Below are 14027 nucleotides of genomic sequence, written 5' to 3' on the forward strand. Positions count from 1 at the left end.
AGGGATGCCGGGGCAAACTTTGACCGCGAATTGACCGACCGGCTGCGGGAGTTGTCCGGACAAGCTTGGCCTTCGGCGGGTTCAGGCGAGGAGTGCGCGCCCGTACCAGTCGGCGCGGTCCCGCACGCCGGGCAGCGCGAAGAAGTACCCGCCGCCGAAGGGCGATATGTAGTCGACCAGCGGTTCGCCGGCCAGCCGCTTCTGCACCGTCTCGAACTGCCGTGCCAGGTCCTGCTGGTAGCAGCAGAACAGCAGGCCCATGTCGAGGTTGCCGTTGGCGTCCATGCCCCGGTCGTAGTTGTAGGCGCGGCGCAGGATCCGCTGTTCCGCGGTGGCCGCGGTACGGGGGTTGGCCAGCCGGATGTGCGCGTCCAGCGGGATCACGTCACCCTTGGGATCGGCGGCGAAGTCGGGCGTGTCGTGCTCGGCGTCCCCGTCCAGCGGTGCCCCGGACTGACGGGAGCGGCCGAACATCCGCTCCTGCTCGGCGAGCGAGACCCGGTCCCAGAACTCCACCAGCATCCGGATGAGCCGCACCACCTGGTAGCTGCCGCCGACCGCCCAGTCCGGTTCGCCGGAGCCCGCGCCGACCCAGACCAGCCGGTCCATCTCACGGGCGCTGCCGGTCTCCGGGTTGGCGGTGCCGTCCTTGAAGCCCAGCAGGTTGCGCGGGGTGCCGGACGGCCGGGGCGGGCTGCTGAACCCGTCGAGCCGCCAGCGGACCTGCATACCGCCCCGGGTGTGCCGGGCGATGTCGCGCAGGGCGTGCAGCACGGTGTCCGTGTCGTCCGCGTGCAACTGCAAACTGAGGTCGCCGTGGCACCACTCGGGCCGCAGGTCGTCGTCGGGGAAGGCCGGCATGGCGGTCAGCCGGCGCGGTCCGCGTCCTGCGAGGCCGAAGCGGTCGTCGAAGAGCGAGGCGCCGACGCCGACGGTCACCGCCAGCGCGCCCGACGGCACGTCCTCGCCGAGGACGCCGGAGTCGGCGGGCGGCGCGGTGACGCCGACCGGGCCGGGGACGCCGCCCGCGGTCAGGGAACGGGCGCGTTCGGTCAGCGTGCGCAGCAGGTCGGCCAGTTCGGCGCGGCCGTCGGCGGTGACGTCCAGCGAGGCGAAGACGGTCGTCCGCCGGGGCGCCGCGACCGCGGACAGCTGACGGGCGCCGTGGAAGGGCGCGACGGCCGCCGCCGCGTCCGGGCCGGTGACCGGTGCGGAGGCGCCGCCCGCGGCGAGCCCCGCGCCCGCGAGCGCCGCACCGCGCAGGAAGCCGCGGCGGCCGACCCGGCCGCCGGCCGTCCTCTCGCCGCCGTTCACACCGTCCTCCGCGGATCGCACAGGGTCGCCACCGACGCCAGCCGTTCCACCAGGTCGCCGAGGGCCGCGTCGACGTGCTCGCGCTGCCGGCGGTCCAGCCGTCCCAGGGGAGTCCAGGTGCCGCCGCGGTCGAATCCGTCCAGCATCCGGCCGGTCCGGTCCAGTGCGCCGCGCAGGGCCGGCAGCCCGGGGTAGCGGGTGGCCAGCAGCGGGTCCAGCCGGGTCAGGACCTGCACCGTGCCGTCCAGGTTGGCGCGGGCGGTGGCCAGGTTGCTGCCGCTGCCGTAGTCGGTACGGCCGGTCAGCTCGAACTGCACCGTGTTCTCCAGGATCTCGTGCGCCCGCAGCCCGAGCTGGGCGGGGTCCATCCGGGCCGTGGCCCAGCCGTCGCGGAGCGCGCCGACCGCGTGGACGAGGCCGGCCGCCGGGCCGCGCAGGCCGCTCGCCGGCTCGCCGTGCCACAGGCCGTACTCGATCCGGTGGAAGCCCGTGAAGTCCTTGTCGTGCACCCCGCCGGGCAGCCCCGCGTCGGTCCCGTCGATCGCGCCGTCCGCGTCCCCGAAGGCGTCGTACGCGGCACCCAGCCGCTCGTACTCCAGGTGCGCGGGCAGCCAGTCGGCGCGGGCGGCGGCGAGATCGCCGTCGTCGATCGCGTCCCGGAGCGCCGTCGTCAGCCGTACGACGTCGGACAGGCCGCCGCCGATCCACTTCTGGTAGGCGAGCGCCGGCGGGATCAGGTCGTGCTCGGTGACCGGGGCAGCGGCCGGACCGCTCCGGCCCGCGGTGATCCGGACCGTCGGCCCGGTGACGGCGTCGGCGTCGTCGGGGACGCACTTGAACGCGTAACTGCCCTTGCCGAGGCGGACGGTGAGCTGCCGGGTGGTGCCGGGACCGATGTCCTCCACCTCGCCGTACACCGCGCGGCTCGCCGGATCCTCCAGGAGGACCTCGGCGGCTCCGTCGGTGGGGTTCTTCAGGTCGAAGACCTGGACGCCGGGGACCGGAGCGCTCCAGCCCCGGCCGCAGCGGGCCGCGGACACCTCCACCGCGGTGTGCGGCAGCGCCTTCGGGCCCGCGTGCGCGGGGTGCGGGTCGCGGGTGACGGCCAGCACGCCCGCCACCAGGCAGACGACGGCGACCGCGACGACCGTCCAGGAACGCGACGACCTCCGGCTCAGGCCGGACAACACCATCCCGAACTCCCGGGTCCGTACCGTGCGTGACCGCCTCATGCTAGGCAGGCCCGGCCGCTCGAACGGCCGTCCAGGCAAACCCATGACCAAGAGTTCCCTGCCGGTTCACCCGGCCTCCCGGAGAACCCCGCACGCGCCCGCCGGTCCGGTCTCCTATCCTCGCCTGCCATGAACGACATGGCGGACATCGTGGCCGTGACCGGCCTGATCATGCGGTACGCGGAACTGGTCGACGGCGGTGACTTCGCGGGGGCCGGTGAACTCTTCGCCGACGGCGAGTTCGTCGGGAGCGGGCCGCCCGCCGTGGGACGCGAGGGCGTCGAGCGGATGCTCCGCGAGTCCGTGATCCGCTACGAGGACGGCACCCCGCGCACCCACCACGCCACGACGAACATCGCCGTGGAGACCGACGCGGCGGCCGGCACCGCCACCGCCCGCTCCTACGTCACCGTGTTCCAGGCGCTGCCCGGCCTGCTGCCCCTCCAGCCGATCGCCGCGGGCCGCTACCTCGACCGTTTCGAACTCCGCGACGGCACCTGGAGGTTCGCCGCCCGACGAGTCACGATCAACCTGGTGGGAGACGTGAGCCGGCATCTGCGCGGCTAGGGCGTGTTGCGAAAGTCCCGCCTGCCGCGCGACGCCATGCACGCACTCTCGCCGCACCGGGCGAAAGCCCAAGTACATCCAGTACGAGGACTTCCGCCCGGCACGCCGAGAGCACGCACCTGACGCCGCGCGGCCCGCCCTCCGGGCGAACGACGGGACTTTCGCAACACGCCCTAGCCGGACCGGGCGGCCGCCACGGCCCGGCGGTACCGCGACGCACCGCCCGCCCGCACCGGCCCGCCCGCACGGGCGCGTACGGTGGCGGGAAGATCGTCCGCGGAGCGCGGGCCCACCGGATCGCGGAAGGAACCGACCAGATCATGCGCGTCAACGCGACCCGCCGCCGCACGGAGGTCCTCGGATGAGCGACGTCCTGTTCCGCACCGACGGCCGGACGGCACACATCACGCTGAACCGGCCCAAGGCCCTGAACGCGCTCACGCACGCGATGGTGCTCGCCATGGACGAGGCGCTCGCGGCCTGGGAGCGGGATCCGGCCGTCGAGGCGGTGGTGATCAGCGGCGCGGGGGAGCGGGGGCTGTGCGCGGGCGGTGACATCCGGGCCGTGCACGACGACGCGCGGGACGGCGACGGGAGCGCGGCGGCCGCGTTCTGGCGGGACGAGTACCGGCTCAACGCACGGATCGCCGGGTATCCGAAGCCGTACGTCGCGGTGATGGACGGGATCGTGATGGGCGGCGGGGTCGGTGTCTCGGCGCACGGCAGTGTCCGCATCGCCACCGAACGCTCCCGGATCGCGATGCCGGAGACCGGGATCGGGTTCGTGCCCGACGTCGGCGGGACCCACCTGCTCGCCCTCGCCCCGGGAGAACTCGGCACCCACCTCGCCCTGACGGGTGCGCAGATCGGCGCCGCGGACGCCCTGCTGTGCGGACTCGCCGACCACTTCGTCCCCTCCGACCGCATCGGGCAGCTGACAGCCGACCTCGCCGAGCGGCCCGTACCGGACGCGCTCGCCCGGCACGTGCGGCCCGCGCCGGACGGCGAACTGGCCGCGCACCGCGGATGGATCGACACCTGCTACACCGCGGGCACGGTCGAGGAGATCGTCGACCGGCTGCTCGCCCACCCCGACCCCGCCGCCAAGGAGGCCGCGCGGACCCTGCTGTCCCGGTCGCCCACCGCGCTCAAGGTCACCCTGGCAGCGCTCCGCCGGGCCCGCCGACTCGGCGGCCTGGAGCGGGTCCTGGACCAGGAGTACCGCGTCTCCTGCGCCGCCCTGTCCACCGCCGACCTGGTGGAGGGCATCCGCGCCCAGGTCATCGCCAAGGACCGCGACCCGCACTGGTCCCCGGCCACCCTCGCCGAGGTCACCGACGCCGACGTCGACCGCTTCTTCGCCCCGCTCGGCGCGCGCGAACTCGGACTGGCCGACGGCGCGGGACATCCGCACCGCTGATCCGGCGACATCGGCAGGTCACCGGACGGGAGAGGAAGATCACGCCTGGTGGGGCGGTCTTGGCCGTGCCCCTGACACGCGGTACCGTCTGTCCGGTATCGATGACGACAGAACGGAAGCCGGTGCAAGTCCGGCACGGTCGCGCCACTGTGTGCGAGCACCCCCGGGAGCTCGTAAGTCAGACCCGTAGCCGTCGTCCAGTGCACCACCGAGATGGGACGCGAACTCCCAGAGGAGGTTCTGCCATGGCGCAGACCGTCGCGCAGCCGACAGCCACCACCCCCGTCGTTCCCGCCAAGCTGCCGCTGAGCGCGATAGCTCCCTGGGCGGTCTTCTTCGGCATCCTCATGCTCATCCTGCTCTACTTCGTCGGCGCCGAGCAGGGCGCCACCTCCGTGTTCAGCGGCACCGACGTCCACGAATGGGTGCACGACGCCCGTCACCTCCTCGGCTTCCCCTGCCACTGACGCGAGGGACGCCATCCGCTCATGAACTCCGCAACCGTACGAAACCTCCTGGTGCGGGGCATGCTCGCCGGCCTCGCCGCCGGCGTGCTCGCCCTCGTCGTCGCCTACCTCCTCGGTGAGCCGAACGTCGACAAGGCGATCGGCTTCGAGGACGCCCACGCGCACGAGCACGAGATGGAGGTCGTCTCCCGCTCGCTCCAGTCCACCGCGGGCCTGGCCACCGGCGTGCTGGTCTACGGGGTCGCCTTCGGCGGCATCGCCGCGCTCGCCTTCTGCTTCGCCCTGGGCCGCGTCGGCCGCTTCTCGCCGCGCGCGACGACGCTGCTGCTGTCCGGCTGCGCGCTGCTCGCCGTCTACGTGGTGCCCTTCCTCAAGTACCCGGCCAACCCGCCGTCGGTGGGCGATCCGGACACCATCGGCAAGCGGACCACGCTGTACTTCCTGATGATGGTGCTCAGCGTGCTGCTCGCGGTCGCCGCCACCCTCCTCGGCAAGCGGCTGCGGCCGAGCCTCGGCACCTGGTGGGCGACCGTCACCGCGGTGGCCGCGTTCGCCGTCGTCATCGCCCTGGCCTACCAGTTCCTGCCCGTCATCAACGAGGTGCCGGCCGACTTCCCGGCCACCCTGCTGTGGCGGTTCCGGCTCTCGGCGCTCGCCATCCAGCTGGTGCTGTGGGGCGGATTCGGCCTGGTCTTCGGCGAGTTGGCGCACCGGCAGCTCAACCCCAAGCCCGCGACGGCTCCGGCCGGACGTGCGGTTCCCGCCGCGAACTGATCGATTCACGCCACGCGAGGGCCCTTCGGAACCGACCGGGGGCCCTCTCGCGTTCTCCTGGCACCGGCGGACCGGGCGCGGACGACCCAAGGCGAGCAGCGGAGGACCCGAGTGGCACGACACCCCCAGCCACGTCGTATCACCCTCGGCGGCCACGAGGCCGTCGCGCTCACCGTCCGCGAGTACGAACAACTGGTGGCCAGCCGACGGCAGATCGGCGGCCAGAGCGCCCGGGTCCGGGTGCTCGCCCAGCAGGTGAAGCGGACCGAACAGCTCCTGAGCGAACTGGAGGACCTGGTCGGCGGCACGGCGGACTGCCACCCGCCGGACGCCGAGTGCCTGCGCTGCGCGATCGCGGACCTGCTCCGCCGCCACCGCGCCCCGGGTACCCCGCGACTGGTGTGAACCGGCCGTGAATCCGCCGTGACTTCGCGGGAGCACCGGTGCCGCACTCGCGTCCGCCGCCGCGGGCAGGGAAAGATGGGCGTCCAGCGATCGATCAACGACTGCGGAGGAAGTGGACTCATGCCGCATGAGCGAGCGGGCCGGCCGGCGGCTCCGGAGGACCTCGTCGACGTGGCCCGGCTGGTCACGGCCTACTACGCACGCCACCCCGAGCCGGCCGACCCGGCCCAGCGGGTGGCGTTCGGCACCTCGGGGCACCGCGGATCGTCCCTGGCGACCGCGTTCAACGAGGACCACATCGCGGCCACCAGCCAGGCCATCTGCGAGTACCGGAGCGGCCAGGGCACCGACGGCCCCCTCTTCCTGGGCGCCGACACGCACGCCCTGTCCGAGCCCGCGAAGGTCACCGCCCTGGAGGTGTTCGCCGCCAACGGCGTGACCGTCCTGGTCGACAGCGCCGACGGCTACACGCCGACCCCCGCCGTCTCGCACGCCATCCTCACCCACAACCGCGGCCGGACCACCGGCCTCGCGGACGGCGTCGTGGTCACCCCGTCGCACAACCCGCCCGCCGACGGCGGCTTCAAGTACAACCCGCCCAGCGGCGGCCCCGCCGCCTCCGACGCCACCTCCTGGATCCAGGACCGCGCCAACCAGATCATCGCGGGCGGGATGAAGGACGTACAGCGCATCCCGTACGAGCGTGCGCTCGCCGCGCCCACCACCGGCCGGTACGACTTCATGGGCGTCTACGTCGACGACCTGCCCAGCGTCCTGGACCTCGACGCGGTCCGGGCGTCCGGGCTGCGCATCGGCGCCGACCCGCTCGGCGGCGCCTCCGTCGCCTACTGGGGCCGGATCGCCGAACGGCACAGCCTGGATCTCACCGTGGTCAACCCGTACACCGACCCCACCTGGCGGTTCATGACGCTGGACTGGGACGGCAAGATCCGCATGGACTGCTCCTCGCCGTACGCGATGGCCTCGCTGATCGAGAAGCGGGACGCGTTCCGGGTCGCCACCGGCAACGACGCGGACGCCGACCGGCACGGCATCGTCACCCGCGACGCGGGCCTGATGAACCCCAACCACTACCTGGCCGTCGCCATCTCCTACCTCTACCGGCACCGCGACCGGTGGCCGTCGGACACCGGCATCGGCAAGACCCTCGTCTCCTCCTCGATGATCGACCGGGTGGCGGCCGACCTCGGCCGGCGGCTGGTCGAGGTCCCCGTCGGGTTCAAGTGGTTCGTGGACGGACTGGCCGGCGGAGCCATCGGGTTCGGCGGCGAGGAGTCGGCCGGCGCCTCCTTCCTGCGCCGGGACGGCTCGGTGTGGACCACCGACAAGGACGGCATCCTGCTCGCCCTGCTCGCCTCCGAGATCACGGCGGTGACCGACAGGACGCCGTCCGAGCACTACGCCGACCTCACCGGCCGCTTCGGCGAGCCCGCCTACGCCCGCATCGACGCCCCGGCGACCCGCGAGGAGAAGGCGCTCCTCGCCAAGCTCTCCCCGGCCCAGGTCACCGCCGAGACCCTGGCCGGTGAACCGGTCACCGGCGTCCTCACCGAGGCCCCGGGCAACGGCGCGGCCATCGGCGGCATCAAGGTGACCACCGAGAGCGCCTGGTTCGCGGCCCGCCCCTCCGGCACCGAGGACGTCTACAAGATCTACGCCGAGTCCTTCCAGGGCCCCGACCACCTCGCCCGGGTCCAGGAGGAGGCCAAGGCGGTCGTGACGGCCGCGCTCGGCGGCTGACGACCGCGCGTCGGCCGGGCCCGTGCCGGACGCGGCCCGCGCCGGACCGTGGCCGGCGGGTCCGGCTCAGGCCGCGAGGGTGCGCCGGCGCGGCCCGGCGGGCGGACGCGGTGAGATGCGCCGGACCTCGGGCGGGCGCCGTGCGGTCGGCCGGTGCGCGGCACCGGCCGGTCGCGGCGCGCCGCCGGGTCCTCCGCCGTGTGCCGGACCCCGCTACCCGGCCCGGCACGCGGCGAGCCGGCTCTCCAGGAAGCGGCGCTCCGCCGTGTTCTCCACCAGTTCCAGGGCCCGTTCGTAGGCCGCGGCCGCCTCGCCGCCGCGGCCCATGCGGCGCAGCAGGTCGGCGCGGGTGGCCGGCAGCAGGTGGTAGCCCGCCAGGCCGCCCTCCGCCTCCAGCTCCGCCACCAGGGCGAGACCGGCCTCGCCGCCCTCGGCCATGCCCACGGCCACCGCGCGGTTGAGCCGGACCACCGGCGAGGGCACGTACCGCTGGAGTTCGCCGTAGAGTCCGGCGATGTCCGCCCAGTCGGTGTCGGCGGCGGTCGCGGCGGTGGCGTGACAGGCGGCGACGGCGGCCTGGATCTGGTAGGGACCGGGACGGCCGCGGCGCAGCGTGCCCTCCAGGAGGGCCGTGCCCTCGTCGATCTCGACGCGGTCCCACGCCGAGCGGTCCTGGTCCTCCAGGGTCACCAGGTCACCGGCCGCGTCCACCCGGGCGTCCCGGCGCGCGTCGTGCAGCAGCAGGAGCGCGAGCAGCCCGAGGACCTCCGGTTCGTCGGGCATCAGCCGGGCGAGCAGCCGGGCCAGCCGGACGGCCTCCGCGCACAGTCCGGCCCGCATCAGGCCGGCGCCCGCCGTGGCCGCGTACCCCTCGTTGAACAGCAGGTAGAGCACGGCCAGGACGCCCGTGGTGCGGTCGGGCAGCAGGTGCGCGGGCGGCACCCGGTAGGGGATGCCGGCGTTGCGGATCTTCCGTTTGGCGCGCACCAGCCGCTGCGCCATCGTCGCCTCGGGGACCAGGAAGGCGCGGGCGATCTCCGGCGTGGTCAGCCCGGCCAGGGTGCGCAGGGTCAGCGCGACCCGCGCCTCGACGGCCAGCGCCGGATGGCAGCAGGTGAAGATCAGCCGCAGCCGGTCGTCGGCCACCCCGCTGTCGTCGCCCTCGTGGTCCGGGTCGTACGGTCCCTCGTCGCGTGCCGGCACGGCCGCCTCCCGCAGCTTCGCCGCTCCCACCGCCTCCCTGCGCAGCACGTCCAGGGCGCGGTTGCGGGCGGTCGTGGTCAGCCAGGCGCCCGGCCGGTGGGGCACCCCGTCCCGCCGCCACCGCACGAGCGCCTGGGCGAAGGCGTCCTGCGCGCACTCCTCGGCGAGGTCCCAGTCGCCGGTCACCCGGATCAAGGTGGCGACGACCTGGGACCACTCCTCGCGGAAGGCGGCGGCGACGGCCTTTTTGACGTCGTCCGTGACCGTCACTCCCAGACCGGCCGGACCTCGACCGAGCCGCCGGCCAGCGCCGCGGGGTGCCGGGAGGCGAGCGCGACGGCCTCGTCGAGGTCGGCGACCTCGATGATGTCGAGCCCCGCGACGTACTCCTTGGTCTCGGCGAACGGCCCGTCGCTCAGCAGCACTTCGTCTCCGCGGACGCGCACGGTGGTCGCGTCGGCCGCGGGCCGCAGCCGGGCGCCGCCCTTGACGACGTCACGGCTGCGGACCTCGTCCACGTACGCGGTGAACCGCGGGTCCTCGGCGATCTCGGCGGGGCTGAGCTCCTCGCCGCCGACCGGCGTGCAGATGAACAGGACGTACTTCACGACCGCTCCTCTCCGGTGCTTTTGGCCGGCACGGCCGACACGTGCTCGTGGGCGATCAGCCAGCCGAAGCCGGTGTCCCGGTGGCCGGTGGTGACCCGTACCGTCCGGTCCAGGGGCTCCCCGCTCACGCGGGTGCCGCGCACCCGGACCAGGGCATGGCTGAAGGCGCTGCCCTCCCCGGGGCGTACCCGCAGGTCCAGCACCTCGCGGTGGACGGGCCCGGCGAGCGCCGCGAACCATCCCTCGACCGCCTTGCGGAACGCGGCGATCCCCGACAGCGGCTCGGCGCCGGTGAGCCCGAAGACCTCCACGTCGGGCGCGTAGCAGGCGGTGAGCCGCTCGGCGTCCCGCTCGCGGGCGGCCTCGGTCAGCTCGGCGTCCAGCGCCCGGATCGCCGCCGCGGGATCCTCGGCGAACCCCTCGTCCCAGAACGGCCGCACCTCCATGGCCCCGACGGTGGCCACCGGATGCCCGGCGGCGATCCGTACGGCCTCCTCCAGGCTGTCGCAGTCGACGACGTCGAAACCGGCCACGTACTCCTTCGTCTCCGCGAACGGGCCGTCGGTGCGCAGCACCTCGCCGTCGCGGACGCGGACGGTGACCGCCGCGTCGGGCAGCCGCAGCCGGTGGCCGTAGAGCCGGGCCCCGGTCCGGACGCCGTGCTCCTCCACCCAGGGTTCGACGGGTGCCGTCCCGGAGGCGTCCGCGGTGTCGTCGCCGCAGACCAGCAGCATGTATTTCATCGTTCCTCCCGGTCCTCATGAGCTTCCTACACCCCACCGACGAACGGCGCCCCGCGGAATCGACACCCGGCGGAAGGAGAATTCTCAGCCCGTCATCCCGTGGCCCCCGCCCAGGACGCCGTACGGGTCGTGGACGGCCTTGGCCCGGACCAGGCCGTCCCACCGGTCGCCGTAGTGCGCACGCCAGTCGGCCGGGGTCATCGGCAGCGCGTTGACCGGATAGGCGACGGCACCCCGTGCCCGCGCGAACGCGTACGCGCCGCGGTTGGCGGCCACCATCGGACCGGCGGCGCCCGGCGCGGCCGTGCGCAGCAGGGCGAGCAGGTAGACGACCTCGCCGCGCGGGCGGCGGAACAGCGGGGCCCGCAGGGCGCGGGTGAGCAGGGGGTAGAGCAGGACCAGGCCGTTCTCGCGCAGGTCACGGAAGCCGGGGTCGGTGAGGACGCCGGTCACGACGGACGCGGCGGTGTCCTCGGGAAGCAGCAGGTTCAGCCAGGGATGCGGATGCAGCCACTCGCCGGTCGCGCGCAGCAGTTCCTCGTCGGCGGCGACCCGGTGCGCGAACTCGGCGTGCCCGAGGTCCGTGATCTCGGCGGAGTCGAAGGCGAGGTCCGCGAGGAGCGCCCGGTCGTCGGGCGGGGTCGGGCCCTGGTGCGGGGCCACCGCCTCGATCAGGTAGGTCCAGGCGTCCGTGGTGCCTTCGGCCGGGCGGGCCTGGCCTTCGAGATGGTCGAAGCGCGGGGCGGTCGCGAGCAGGCGCTGGTCGGCGAGGCAGGCGTCGAGCGAGCGGTAGGACAGGCAGTAGCGGCGCACCGTGACGGGCGCCGGCGTCAGCGCGAGCGTGGCGCGGACGATCACGGCCACCTGGCCGAGGCCGGCCAGGACGGTGTCGAAGAGGTCGCCGTGCCGGTCCGGCGAGCAGACCAGGTGTTCACCGGCGCCGGTCACCACCTCCAGTTCCCGCACCGAGTCGGCGACCAGACCGTGCCGGTGGCTCGCGCCGCCCAGCCCGCCCGCGCTCAGCACCCCGCCGACGCCGGCGCCGAGGTAGTCGGTGAGGACGGGCGGCGTGAGGCCGTGCTCCCCGGTCGCCGCCAGCACGTCCCGCCACAGCGCCCCGGCGCGCACCGCCACCCGGTCGCCGCTGACCGGACCGACCGCGTCGAGGCCGGACAGGTCCAGGACGATCCCGCCGGGCGCCTGCCCCTGGCCGTACAGCGAATGCCCGCCGGCCCGCGCGGCGACCGGGATCCCGCGCGGCCCCGCGTACACCAGCGCGTCCCTGACCTCGGCCGCGGACCGGGGGCGCAGCACGCCCAGCGGCGGCCGGCGCACCAGGTGCCCGAAGTCGTCGGCCGCCTCCGCGAGGACGTCCGGGCGGGTGTCCAGCAACTCCGCGACTCGCGCGGTGACTCGGTCCGACGGCGTCACGCGGCACGCTCCCCAGGGGCATCGGTCGACACGGGCGGGACCATCCTCGCGCCGTGAGCCCGGCCGACGTGTGGGGTTTCCCGCATGGACGCCGGAGCGGCACGACAGGTTTACTTCGCGGGATTCCGGAGAGCCGCGTGACCGGAGTACCGCCCGTGTACCGCCGCCGTGCACCTCTCCCTGACGGAGCCCCGCGCACGGCCCCCGTCGCTCCCCGGAGCGCCCGTCGTGTGAGAGGTGTTCTGGTCTGTCCGGCTTCCGCGAGTCAGCAGCCACCGTCGACGCGCCGCCCGTCAGGGCCGCGGACCGGACCCAGGTCCGGTCCGCGGCCGTGCGGAGCGGCCCTGACACCCGCAACGGGCCGCCCGCCGTCCGGCGCGACGCCTACTTCGACAACGCGAAGTACCTGGCGATCGTGCTGGTGGCGGTGGGGCACGCCTGGGAGCCGCTGCGCTCGGACAGCCGTACCGTCACCGCGCTCTACACGTTCGTCTACGCCTTCCACATGCCGGCGTTCATCATCATCTCCGGCTACTTCTCCCGCAGTTTCGACGCCAGTCCCGCCCGGATCAAGCGGCTGGTCACCGGGGTCGCCGTGCCCTACGTGGTGTTCGAGGTCGGCTACACCCTCTTCACCCGCTGGAGCGACCACGCCCCCGACCGCGAGATCAGCCTGCTGGACCCGCTGTACCTGACCTGGTTCCTGGCGGCCCTGTTCATCTGGCGGCTGACCACGCCGGTCTGGCGGCTCGTACGGTGGCCGCTGCCGGTCGCGCTCGCCGTCGCCGCGCTGGCGAGCCTGACGCCGTCCATCGGCAGCGACTTCGACCTCCAGCGCGTCCTGCAGTTCCTGCCGTACTTCGTCCTCGGCCTGTGCCTGCGGCCGGAGCACTTCAGCCTGCTGCGCCGGTGGAGCGTGCGGCTGTGCGCCGTCCCGGTCGCCCTGGGCGCGCTCGCCGTGGCCTACTGGTCGGCGCCGCACCTGGCCTACCGCTGGTTCTTCCACCGGGACAGCGCCCAGCAACTCGGCCTGCCCGGCTGGTACGGACCCGTCATGACCTTCGCCGTCTTCGGCTGCTCGCTGGTGCTGGCGGCCTGCTTCCTGGCCTGGGTGCCGGGCCGCCGCACCTGGTTCACCGCCCTCGGCGCCGGCACGCTCTACGGCTATCTGCTGCACGGCTTCGTCGCGCAGAGCGCCAAGCCCGCCCACTGGTACGACCCCGCCTGGATGCACGGCCCGCTGGGCGCGGTGACGGTCACGCTCGTCGCCGCCGCGGTGGTCACCGTGCTGTGCACACCGCCGGTGCGCCGGGTCTTCCGGTTCGTGCTGGAGCCCAGGATGGACTGGGCGTTCCGGGCCCCGGCGGAGCGCGCGGCCCACGAGGGCGGGCGAAACGCCGCGGGGGTGCTTTCCGGCCGACGCTGATGCGGTAAATATGCCGCATCATGGACATCTTGCTCGCCGTCAACGCCGGTGACGGTTTCTCCCCGCGGGGCGGTGCCCGGTGACGCGGCTGCTGGTCGCGGGCGTCGGGAACATCTTCCTCGGCGACGACTCCTTCGGCCCCGAGGTGATCCGGGCCCTCGCCCGGCGCCCGCTGCCTGCCGAGGTACGGGTCCGGGACTACGGCATCCGGGGCATGGACCTCGCCTACACCCTGCTCGACGGCTGGACGGTCGCCGTGCTCGTGGACGCCGCCGCCCGCGGCCTGCCCCCGGGCACGCTCTCGCTGATCGAGCCGGAACTCCCCTCGGGCGCCCCGGCGGCCCCGCCCGAGGCGCACGGCATGGACCCGGCGAAGGTGCTCGCCCTCGCCGCCCACCTCGGCGACGAACCCCTGCCGCGCGTCCTGGTGCTCGCCTGCGAGCCCGGCCGGTTGCCGCGCGGCGACGAGGACATCGCCCCCGGCCTGACCGAGCCCGTGCGGGCCGCGGTCGGACAGGCCGTCGAAGCGCTGCACGCCCTGGTCCCGGCCCTGCTCGCCGATCCCCGGGCCACCCCCGCGTTGGCCCGCCCGGAGGAATCCGCGGGCCCCGCCGCGGCCGGGCTCCCGCACCCGGCGGCCACCGGCGCGGAGGATCGCTAGCGGACCGGGACGGGA

General features: G+C 74.3%; 14 protein-coding genes and 1 riboswitch. Of the genes, 8 read left to right on the forward strand and 6 right to left on the reverse strand.

Features of this window, described 5'->3' with window-relative positions:
- Positions 1 to 81 precede the first annotated feature (81 nt).
- Both efeB and ACIQOE_RS34625 read right to left on the reverse strand, forming a co-directional pair.
- Positions 82 to 1314 carry an iron uptake transporter deferrochelatase/peroxidase subunit gene (efeB, locus tag ACIQOE_RS34620; RefSeq protein WP_401415696.1) on the reverse strand — a complete coding sequence of 411 codons (1233 nt, stop codon included), beginning with the start codon at positions 1312 to 1314 and terminating at the stop codon, positions 82 to 84.
- Positions 1311 to 2507, reverse strand: coding sequence for an EfeM/EfeO family lipoprotein (locus tag ACIQOE_RS34625; RefSeq protein ID WP_365576342.1), 1197 nt, complete (start codon positions 2505 to 2507; stop codon positions 1311 to 1313). Before ACIQOE_RS34625 ends, efeB begins: the two co-directional genes overlap by 4 nt.
- A 168-nt stretch (positions 2508 to 2675) precedes the next feature.
- Here ACIQOE_RS34625 and ACIQOE_RS34630 point away from each other — a divergent pair, with 168 nt between their 5' ends.
- The 6 genes from ACIQOE_RS34630 (at position 2676) to pgm (ending at position 7940) form a co-directional block, all read left to right on the forward strand.
- Positions 2676 to 3113: a nuclear transport factor 2 family protein gene (locus ACIQOE_RS34630; protein WP_351323754.1), complete on the forward strand. Its 438-nt coding sequence runs from the start codon at positions 2676 to 2678 to the stop codon at positions 3111 to 3113.
- A gap of 361 nt (positions 3114 to 3474) precedes the next feature.
- Positions 3475 to 4533 carry an enoyl-CoA hydratase/isomerase family protein gene (locus ACIQOE_RS34635; protein WP_401415699.1) on the forward strand — a complete coding sequence of 353 codons (1059 nt, stop codon included), beginning with the start codon at positions 3475 to 3477 and terminating at the stop codon, positions 4531 to 4533.
- A gap of 71 nt (positions 4534 to 4604) precedes the next feature.
- Positions 4605 to 4740, forward strand: a riboswitch (cobalamin riboswitch).
- 38 nt (positions 4741 to 4778) lie between these two features.
- Positions 4779 to 5000, forward strand: a complete 222-nt coding sequence (locus tag ACIQOE_RS34640; RefSeq protein ID WP_351323751.1) for a CbtB-domain containing protein — start codon at positions 4779 to 4781, stop codon at positions 4998 to 5000.
- A 21-nt stretch (positions 5001 to 5021) separates the two neighbouring features.
- Positions 5022 to 5774 (forward strand): CbtA family protein, encoded by a 753-nt coding sequence (locus ACIQOE_RS34645; RefSeq protein WP_401415701.1) that lies wholly within the window; start codon positions 5022 to 5024, stop codon positions 5772 to 5774.
- A gap of 111 nt (positions 5775 to 5885) precedes the next feature.
- Entirely contained in the window at positions 5886 to 6179 is a 294-nt protein-coding gene (locus ACIQOE_RS34650) for a hypothetical protein (RefSeq protein ID WP_351323749.1), read from the forward strand.
- 120 nt (positions 6180 to 6299) lie between these two features.
- Positions 6300 to 7940, forward strand: coding sequence for a phosphoglucomutase (alpha-D-glucose-1,6-bisphosphate-dependent) (pgm, locus tag ACIQOE_RS34655; protein WP_401415704.1), 1641 nt, complete (start codon positions 6300 to 6302; stop codon positions 7938 to 7940).
- A 213-nt stretch (positions 7941 to 8153) separates the two neighbouring features.
- Here pgm and ACIQOE_RS34660 read toward each other — a convergent pair whose 3' ends face one another.
- From ACIQOE_RS34660 to ACIQOE_RS34675, 4 genes are all read right to left on the reverse strand, one after another.
- Positions 8154 to 9413, reverse strand: coding sequence for an RNA polymerase sigma factor (locus tag ACIQOE_RS34660; RefSeq protein WP_401415706.1), 1260 nt, complete (start codon positions 9411 to 9413; stop codon positions 8154 to 8156).
- Entirely contained in the window at positions 9410 to 9751 is a 342-nt protein-coding gene (locus ACIQOE_RS34665) for a YciI family protein (RefSeq protein ID WP_351323745.1), read from the reverse strand. The genes ACIQOE_RS34660 and ACIQOE_RS34665 overlap by 4 nt, the downstream gene beginning before the upstream one ends.
- Positions 9748 to 10494, reverse strand: a complete 747-nt coding sequence (locus ACIQOE_RS34670; protein WP_365558555.1) for a nuclear transport factor 2 family protein — start codon at positions 10492 to 10494, stop codon at positions 9748 to 9750. The genes ACIQOE_RS34665 and ACIQOE_RS34670 overlap by 4 nt, the downstream gene beginning before the upstream one ends.
- Positions 10495 to 10578: 84 nt before the next feature.
- Entirely contained in the window at positions 10579 to 11925 is a 1347-nt protein-coding gene (locus tag ACIQOE_RS34675; protein WP_401415710.1) for an FAD-binding protein, read from the reverse strand.
- Positions 11926 to 12256: 331 nt separating this feature from the next.
- On the opposite strand from ACIQOE_RS34675, the gene ACIQOE_RS34680 reads away from it, so the two are divergent.
- Together ACIQOE_RS34680 and ACIQOE_RS34685 are read left to right on the forward strand one after the other, a co-directional pair.
- Complete coding sequence (locus ACIQOE_RS34680) at positions 12257 to 13351, forward strand: acyltransferase family protein (RefSeq protein ID WP_365576330.1); 1095 nt, start codon at positions 12257 to 12259, stop codon at positions 13349 to 13351.
- A 79-nt stretch (positions 13352 to 13430) separates the two neighbouring features.
- Positions 13431 to 14012, forward strand: coding sequence for a hydrogenase maturation protease (locus ACIQOE_RS34685; RefSeq protein ID WP_351323739.1), 582 nt, complete (start codon positions 13431 to 13433; stop codon positions 14010 to 14012).
- The last annotated feature ends 15 nt before the right edge of the window (positions 14013 to 14027 follow it).

Source organism: Streptomyces sp. NPDC091282, assembly GCF_044757385.1.
In the GTDB taxonomy this organism is placed as follows: domain Bacteria; phylum Actinomycetota; class Actinomycetes; order Streptomycetales; family Streptomycetaceae; genus Streptomyces; species Streptomyces gramineus.

Excerpts from the sequence above, each read along its gene's own strand:
- ACIQOE_RS34625 (WP_365576342.1), bottom strand. The coding sequence starts at position 2,507 with ATGGTGTTGTCCGGCCTGAGCCGGAGGTCGTCGCGTTCCTGGACGGTC.
- ACIQOE_RS34630 (WP_351323754.1), top strand. The coding sequence starts at position 2,676 with ATGAACGACATGGCGGACATCGTGGCCGTGACCGGCCTGATCATGCGG.
- ACIQOE_RS34635 (WP_401415699.1), top strand. The coding sequence starts at position 3,475 with ATGAGCGACGTCCTGTTCCGCACCGACGGCCGGACGGCACACATCACG.
- ACIQOE_RS34640 (WP_351323751.1), top strand. The coding sequence starts at position 4,779 with ATGGCGCAGACCGTCGCGCAGCCGACAGCCACCACCCCCGTCGTTCCC.
- ACIQOE_RS34645 (WP_401415701.1), top strand. The coding sequence starts at position 5,022 with ATGAACTCCGCAACCGTACGAAACCTCCTGGTGCGGGGCATGCTCGCC.
- pgm (WP_401415704.1), top strand. The coding sequence starts at position 6,300 with ATGCCGCATGAGCGAGCGGGCCGGCCGGCGGCTCCGGAGGACCTCGTC.
- ACIQOE_RS34670 (WP_365558555.1), bottom strand. The coding sequence starts at position 10,494 with ATGAAATACATGCTGCTGGTCTGCGGCGACGACACCGCGGACGCCTCC.